Source organism: Streptomyces sp. NRRL B-24572 (assembly GCF_002156145.1).
GTDB classification, from domain to species: Bacteria; Actinomycetota; Actinomycetes; order Streptomycetales; family Streptomycetaceae; genus Streptomyces; species Streptomyces vietnamensis.
The window spans coordinates 1-7,539 of the sequence record NZ_MWIG01000780.1 but is presented as its reverse complement, the minus strand read 5'-3'; the positions used below and the strand labels follow the sequence as shown (position 1 = coordinate 7,539).

Below are 7,539 nucleotides of genomic sequence, written 5' to 3'. Positions count from 1 at the left end.
TGGCTCGTCGACGAGCCATGAGGCCAACCGATGAATACCGCGTCCCGACCGACGAGGAGTGGAGCGAATTCCTGGGTCACTTCGAGCGGCGCAAGGTCTCCATCGGCACCTGCGGCCGCTCGTTCAGTGCCCCTTGCATCCACGAGCACGCCCCGTTGACTGAACGGACCAGGTTGATTGTGCAGTTCAGGGCACAGGTGAGGTTGCGGCCCAGTACGGTCTGCGGTCGTGATGAACGATCGTGTGCCCGAGCGGGATCTGTCGAGGTTGGCCGTTCCTCGGTGGGGTCGGCTGGTGGAGACCGGCGACCGGTACGAGCCCTACCGGCTCGTCGACGCCGACGGCGCGGCCGTGGCTCCGGTCGCGGTGTTCTTCCAGGAGCTGCTCGCAGCCGGGAAGGCGGCGGCGACCGTCCGCTCCTACGGCATGGACCTGCTGTGCTGGTGGCGATTCCTGCACGCGGTCGAAGTGCCGTGGGACCGAGCGACACGCGTGGACGCTCGGGATTTCAGCTGCTGGATCCAGCTGACAATCAAGCCGCGAGCAACCGCGGCCAAGCGGCGGCCGGCCCGCACCGTCGGCGCCCCGAACCCCGTGACCGGGAAAACCACCCGGGGGCCCGGCTATGCCCCGTCGACCGTCGCCCACAGCGAAACGGTGCTGCGCAAGTTCTACGACCTCAACCGTGATGCCGGATCCGGACCGCTGCTCAACCCGTTCCCGCTCGACCTGGCGCGTCGCTCCGGCCGCGCGCACGCACACCACAACCCGATGGACGCCTGGGCACCGGAGCGGACAGGCCGCTACCGACCCAAGGTCCCGCGCCGGATTCCGCGCTCGATCCCCGACGAGTGGTTCAACACGCTGTTCGCGGCGCTGCCGTCGAACCGGGACCGGGCCATGATCGCGTTTTGGATCTCCAGCGGAGTCCGGGCCTCGGAGCTGATCGGCGTCCGGCAGTGCGACGTCGACCCGGGACAGCAGCTGATCAGCGTTGTACGGAAGGGCTCCCGAGCACGGCAGCAGGTGCCGGCCTCGGCAGATGCGTTTGTATGGATGCGGCTCTACCAGCAGGAGCTGCACGGGCTGGTACCGCGAGGCCGGACACAGCCAGTGCGGTGGACGCTGCGGCGTCCGTTTCAGCCGCTGACCTACCACGGCGCCCACCGCATGTTCGAGCGGGTAAACGCCACCTTCGGCGCGGACTGGACCCTTCACGACCTTCGTCACAGCGCCGCCGCCCGCATGGTCCGCGATCCAGCGCTGACGTTGACCGACGTGCAGTGGGTCCTCGGGCACGCGCATCTGACCACGACCGAGATCTACCTCGCGCCGCGCCAGGACGAGGTCGTGGCCGGGGTGTTGGCCCACCACGCCCGGCGGGCCGACCGGCACGCCGAGCCGGTGCCGCCGCCTCCCGCACCCGGCTACAACCCGGAAGCCTTGGACGTGCTGTTCGGGCGGTCTTCATGACCATCACCACGAAGTACTCGACCCGCCGACAACTGCAGACCGCGAATGCAACAGTCGAACAGGCCCGAGCACGGAACAACGTACTGCGGGAACGGTTCCCGCCCCGCTCCGCAGAGGCATGGTGGCCGACGACAGCGCAGTCGGCGGACGAGGTGCTGCGGCGGCTGACGGCGCCACCGTTCTTGCCAGCGGCCAACGCCACCCGGGCCGGGCGACGGCGCGGGGTCACCAAACTTCTACGCTGGCTGTCCAGCCTCCCAGGCGATACCCGGCAGCAGCGGTGGACGGCCAGCCGCGCCGAGGAGATTCCCGGCGCAAACTGGACAGATCTCCCGCTGCGCTTCTTGCGCCAGAGCGGGCCGTCACCGTCGTATGAGCGCGTCGACCTGACCTCCGGGCTGCTGATGCTGGTCTGCGGCGATGCCATCCGTCCCGACCTGGCCTGGATGCTCACCCGCACCCACAAGCACCTGGCTCCGCTCATGGCCGAGGTCCGTGACCCCGAAGGGTTCGCACGGCTGGCACAGCTGGCCGGGTCTGGTCCGGCCAGCGCCCGAGGCGAGGCCACCATCGCGGCGACCCGGATCGCGATGCTTCTGGCCTGCAAGGGCGGATCGATCGCCAGCATCACCGTCAGCGACTGCGTGGAGCTGGGCGACACCTTGCATCGGGTCCATGTCCGCGGCGGGCAGCGCAAAGTCGACTTCTACCTTCGGCTGCGGGCCTTGGGTGTCTTCCCTGAGGACGCCCCGGCCACGATCCGGGCGTTCGGGCTTGCCGCCGGCCGGCTGAGCATCGAAGAACTCGTGGATCGCTATCCGATCCAGTGCCGCCCGGTCCGCGACCTGATCGTGGACTACCTGCGCGAACGGCAGCCGTCGTTGGATTACACCAGCCTGGACGCGGTGTCGCGGACGCTGGCCGGGCTGTTCTGGACCCGGATCGAAGCGCTCTCACCGGGCATCGACTCCCTACGGCTGCCGCCGGCACTGGCCCGGGCCTGGAAGACGGACATCGCCACCAAGAAGCGCACCACGATTGGTCCGGACGGCACCGCCGTCGAGGTCGCCAGCCCCCGGCTGAACGCCAAAGACGAGCTCATCCGCGTCCGCGCCTTCTATCTGGACATCGCCCATTGGGCTGCGGAAGAGCCGGCCCGCTGGGCGCCGTGGGTGGTGCCCTGCCCGATCAGCGACGAGGAGATCAGCAAGGCCAAGGACCGCAAACACCGCAAGGCCCGGATGGACCAGCGCACCCGCGAACGGCTTCCCCTCCTGCCGGTGCTGACCAACACCGCTGGCCGCAGGCGACGTGCCGCGGCCGAACTGCTGGCTGCCGCCGAGCGCACCCGGCCCGGGGATCTGATCCCCAACACCGCTGGAGCCTTTCGCAGAGCCGTCGCGCCGAAGGCCGCTGGGCACCTGACCTGGGCCGAGGAGACCTCGACCGGGCGGCGGCGGAACCTCACCTACGAGGAGGGCGAAGCCTTCTGGGCCTTCGCCGCGATCGAGGTCCTGCGCCTGACCGGTATCCGCAACGAGGAGCTTCTGGAGCTGACGCACCACAGCATCACCGAGTACCGGCTCCCCAGCACTGGCGAAGTCGTGCCTCTGCTGCAGGTCGCCCCGTCCAAGACCGACAGCGAACGACTCTTGCTGGTCAGCCCGGAACTGGCGGACATCCTTTCCACCATCATCCGCCGCCTGCGAGGAAGCAGCGGCGCGATCCCGTTGGTGACCTCCTACGACGTCCACGAGCGGGTCTGGAACCCGCCGATGCCGCTGTTGTTCCAACGCGATATCGGCACCGAACACCGCGCTTTTACCCCGACCGCCCTCCGCAAGCTTCTGATCAACGCGCTGGCCACCACGGGCCTGACCGATGCCGGCGGCGAACCGCTCGTCTTCTCCCCGCATGACTTCCGCAGGATCTTCGTGACCGACGCCGTCATGAACGGCCTGCCACCGCACATTGCCCAAGTGATCTGCGGGCACAAGAGTCTTGACACGACGATGGGCTACAAGGCGATCTACCCGGCCGAGACCATCGAAGCCCATCGCGCCTTCATCGCCCGCCGCAGGGCTACCCGACCCAGCGATGAGTATCGGACCCCCACCGAGGAGGAACGGGACGCGTTCCTTGCGCACTTCGAGAAGCGCAAGGTCTCCATCGGCACCTGCGCTCGTGCCTTCTCAAGCCCTTGTGTTCATGAACACGCTTGTGTTCGTTGCTCGCTCCTCCGGCCGGACCCGGCCCAGCGCGGCCGGTTGGAGGAGATCCGCGACAACCTCGTCTCCCGCATTGCCGAGGCCGAGCGCGAGGGCTGGCTCGGCGAGGTCAAAGGACTCAAGGTCAGCCTCGTCGGCGCCGAGGATAAGCTCACTCAGATCGACAGGCAGTCACAGAAGGCCACCATCAGCCTCGGCATGCCTACGACCAGGAGCGGGGACCTTGAGTAGCGACGCACATCGAGACGAGCCGGCCCGCGATCTGAGCACGTGGACGCTCGACCAGCTCCAGACGTTTATCCATGACGCCCGCGGCCAGCAACTCGAGACGGCACGCGTCGCCGCGCAGGGACAGGCCTACAACTCCAACCATCCCCAGGAAGCCCGTCGCCAGTGGGCGAAGCTGTCGCTGCTCGCGAACCAGCGCGTGCTCGACAACGCCGAGGGACACCCTGTGCGCGTGGCTCAGCAGGATTTCATGCTCCGGATGTGGGTGATCGACCGGTTGGGCCCCGACGACACGGACCCCGACTGGAGTCCCGAGGCGTTGGCGTCCGACACGCTCGGCGCACTGTCCTTCACGCCCCCGCAGGCCGCTGCTCTCGCCGAGGGCTGGCGCGACCTTCCCACCGGGCAGATCCGCGAGTTGAGGCGGCACAAGAACCTGACGGCACATCTGGAAAGCCTGGTCGGCTACCTGGCACCCGGCCCGGTGCGGGAACGACTCGTGGCCTGGACCGCAACCCGACCGCTCCTGCCTTGACCAGCCCTCCAGCAATCAAATCGCCCCACCTGAGTTCTGCAAGGCGAGATGCAGCAAAGGCGGTCGAAGATCAGAACGGAACCGACAGACCGGAGTCGCGCAGGCGGGCCAGAGCAACAGACATGCACTGCTGAACAGTCCTCCCGTCGGCTCGCATCCCATGCGCCAACGGGCCGCCGCTGGCGGCGAACGTCCACGCTGGCGCGTTGTCGGCCAGTCTCTCGGCGTCCATCCTGATCATGGCGTTCACACCCTGCTCGCCCAGCCACTCCAAGATCAGAAGCGTCACGTCCTCGACGCCGCGTTCCTCATCGATCTTCGGCCAACGGCCTCGGTTCCCAGTCATCACCCCGACTCTATCGAGGCTCCGGAGGTGGTCCAGGGGCCCAACCTACAAGTTCAGAGAAGCCTGCGTCCGCTGCCCGATGCTCTGGCCTGACCCCGCCCAACTCGACCGATTGGTCGAGCCCCGCGACAACCCGATTGCCCGTCACACCTCCTCCGCCTCACCACATAGGACACGGTCTTAGGGCTCCCGGCCCGGACCGCCTTGCTCGATCTGTTGGATGAGCCGCTTGAGCTGGGTGACCTCGTCCTTGAGGGCGCGGTCGCCAGCGGGCGTGAGGGAGAGCCAGGTGCGGGGCCGTTTGCCCTCGTACCCCTTCTCGATCTCGACGAGGCCGGCCTTCTCCAGGACGGTCAGGTGCTGGCTGAGGTTTCCGGCGGTGAGGCCGAGGGCCGTGCGCAGGAAGCCGAACTCGACGCGGCGGGCCTGGTGGGCGACGGTGAGGATGCCGAGGCGCACGCGCTGGTGGACGACGTCGTCCAGGCCGAGGGCGGGGTGCGGGGCGGCCCGTTCGCTCTGCTCGCTCATGAGCGGGTGCGCCTGTCGGACAGCTCGGCCAGGGCGAAGCCGAGGGCGCCGAGCAGAAGGAGCACGCCGGGAGCGGCGAAGTGGGGCACGGCGGACCAGGGAGAGGTGGCCGGGATCCCCCACCCGCCGGGCCTGAGCGGCACCAGCTCGACGGCCAGGTACGCCGCCGCGAGCAGCAGCAGGGCGCGGCTGCGTTCCACCCGGGCCAGCACCAGCAGGGGCAGTCCGACGACCGTGGCGTTCCCGGTGAGCCGTTCGAGGAACAGCGTCGTCGCGGAGTCCGCGTCGAGGTGCAGGCCCCAGAAGTCGAGCGGTTCGCCGGGCCCGGGCATCCCGTGGCGGAGGCTCCAGATCTGGGTGGCGGCCACCAGGCCGACCAGGGCGATCCCGGCGAGGACGTACGGCCCTACGGGGGTGCCGACGCCACGGCCACGGGAGCGGCGGATGTAGAAGAACGCCGTCGCGACGTAGGCGAGGGCGAGTCCGACCGTCCAGTAGACGGGCGAACCCTGGCTGATCAGGGTGCAGCCGGTGCCCCCGGCGGGGTCGCCCGGCGGGCAGGGAACGGTCTCGACCTTGTGCGTGAAGCGGCCGACCAGGATTCCGCCCAGCGTGAGTACGCCGAGGAGCAGGAGGGGGAACCAGGCGCCGCGCTGAGCGGCCCGGACCCGGCGGGCGAGTTCGCCGAGGCCTGCGAGGACTTCTTGGGGAGTGCCCGGCGAGGGCACCGATGCGTCTGCCATGCACATCACCTTTGCATCACAAACCAGTTAGGACAAGAGACTCCGCAGGGCGCTTCGGATCCGTTGTCGTATCGGATACATCTCTGTATCTTTTGGCGCGCCGAGCCCCACCGCCCCCTCACCGAGGAGCCCTCATGAGCACCGTGCCGCCCGCTCTCGCCGCCGCCGTCGGACCGCTGCCCGAAGGGGCGATCGTGCCGCTGCCGCCCACCTTCGAGTCCGTCGAGGAGGAGCGCCGCCACCGCAAGGAACAGCTCGCCGCCGGGTTCCGGATCTTCGGGAGGTTCGGCTTCTCCGAGGGGGTCGCCGGGCACATCACGGTCCGCGATCCCGGCGACCCGAACGCCTTCTGGGTCAACCCCTTCGGCATGAGCTTCACCCAGATCAAGGCCTCGGACCTGATCCTGGTGGACCACGAGGGGAACGTCCTCGAAGGGCGGCGGCCCGTGAACCGGGCCGCGTTCGTCATCCACTCGCGGGTCCACGCGGCCCGCCCCGACGCGGTCGCCGCCGCGCACTCGCACTCCCTGCACGGCAAGGCCTTCTCCAGCCTCGGCATCCCGCTCGACCCGATCACCCAGGACGCCTGCGCGTTCTTCGAGGACCACGGGATCTACGACGACTACCGGGGCGTGGTGAACGAGACCGAGGAGGGCGAGCGGGTCGCCAAGGCCCTCGGCGACTTCAAGGCGGTCATCCTCAAGAACCACGGGCTGCTCACGGTCGGCCACTCCGTCGCCGAGGCCGTGTGGTGGTTCGTCACCATGGAGCGCTCCTGTCAGGCACAGCTCCTGGCGATGGCGGCGGGCACCCCGCAGCTCATCGACCGCGAGACGGCCCTGCTCACCCGGGGGCAGATCGGCGGGCACCTGGCCGGCTGGTTCCAGGCGCGCCCGCTGTGGGACCAGATCACCGCGTCCGACCCCGACCTCTTCGACTGATCCGCGGGCCGGTGGAGCGACCATCGCGCCGTCATCGACGGGACCATCTTCAGGGTGCGCACGGGTGTCCCCCGGCGTGATCCTCAGGATCGATACGGTCCGTGGAAGACCGTCCCCGAAAGGCATCGCCGCTGGCCGGCGGACGGCACACGGCACACGGCACACGGCACACGGCACACGGCACAGGATCCTGTGCGCCGTGCAGGCCGACGCCGATCTCGTCGGACGGATCGACCGGAGCATCGTCGGCGCGGACTCGGCTTCGTGCCGGGCCCACCGGCACGCGGCCGGAGACAGGCGTACAGCTCTCGTTGTAACAGCCGCCACCTGCGAAGACGCCACATCAAGCACACGATTCCCGAGCCGAGGGACCAGCGGGCCAACCGCAGACGCCGCGGCAGCGAGGGCGGCCGCCCCGCCGGCTCCGACAAGGAGCAATACGAGCGACGCGACGAAGTCGAGCGGACCATCAACCGGCTCGCCGGTCGAGGAGACCTGCCGGGTCTCCACCACGTCC

At 69.0% G+C, this 7,539-nt stretch carries 7 protein-coding genes and 1 pseudogene; 5 read left to right on the top strand and 3 right to left on the bottom strand.

Annotated features, from left to right (window positions below; all coding sequences use genetic code 11):
- Positions 1–294 precede the first annotated feature (294 nt).
- From CCN56_RS35780 to CCN56_RS35770, 3 genes are read left to right on the top strand one after another with little or no spacing between them, the layout of a single operon-like run.
- The gene (locus CCN56_RS35780) at positions 295–1,473 is read left to right on the top strand and encodes a site-specific integrase (protein ID WP_256962349.1); all 1,179 of its coding nucleotides are present in this window, start codon (positions 295–297) and stop codon (positions 1,471–1,473) included.
- Positions 1,470–3,932, top strand: a complete 2,463-nt coding sequence (locus CCN56_RS35775) for a site-specific integrase (protein ID WP_086831928.1) — start codon at positions 1,470–1,472, stop codon at positions 3,930–3,932. Before CCN56_RS35780 ends, CCN56_RS35775 begins: the two co-directional genes overlap by 4 nt.
- Positions 3,925–4,464 (top strand): hypothetical protein, encoded by a 540-nt coding sequence (locus CCN56_RS35770; RefSeq protein ID WP_086831927.1) that lies wholly within the window; start codon positions 3,925–3,927, stop codon positions 4,462–4,464. Before CCN56_RS35775 ends, CCN56_RS35770 begins: the two co-directional genes overlap by 8 nt.
- 70 nt (positions 4,465–4,534) lie before the next feature.
- Here the strand turns inward: CCN56_RS35770 and CCN56_RS35765 are convergent, their stop codons facing one another.
- The 3 genes from CCN56_RS35765 to CCN56_RS35755 all read right to left on the bottom strand — a co-directional run bounded on the left by CCN56_RS35765 (position 4,535) and on the right by CCN56_RS35755 (position 6,081).
- A complete protein-coding gene (locus CCN56_RS35765) occupies positions 4,535–4,810 on the bottom strand; it encodes a hypothetical protein (RefSeq protein ID WP_041135040.1) in 276 nt (91 codons plus the stop codon).
- Between the two features lie 180 nt (positions 4,811–4,990).
- Entirely contained in the window at positions 4,991–5,338 is a 348-nt protein-coding gene (locus CCN56_RS35760; RefSeq protein WP_086831926.1) for a transcriptional regulator, read from the bottom strand.
- Positions 5,335–6,081 (bottom strand): hypothetical protein, encoded by a 747-nt coding sequence (locus CCN56_RS35755; protein ID WP_086831925.1) that lies wholly within the window; start codon positions 6,079–6,081, stop codon positions 5,335–5,337. Before CCN56_RS35755 ends, CCN56_RS35760 begins: the two co-directional genes overlap by 4 nt.
- A 134-nt stretch (positions 6,082–6,215) precedes the next feature.
- Here CCN56_RS35755 and CCN56_RS35750 point away from each other — a divergent pair, with 134 nt between their 5' ends.
- Both CCN56_RS35750 and CCN56_RS35745 read left to right on the top strand, forming a co-directional pair.
- Positions 6,216–7,022 (top strand): class II aldolase/adducin family protein, encoded by an 807-nt coding sequence (locus tag CCN56_RS35750; RefSeq protein ID WP_086831924.1) that lies wholly within the window; start codon positions 6,216–6,218, stop codon positions 7,020–7,022.
- Positions 7,023–7,028: 6 nt separating this feature from the next.
- Positions 7,029–7,539 (top strand): annotated as a pseudogene (locus CCN56_RS35745) (transposase); the annotation flags it as partial.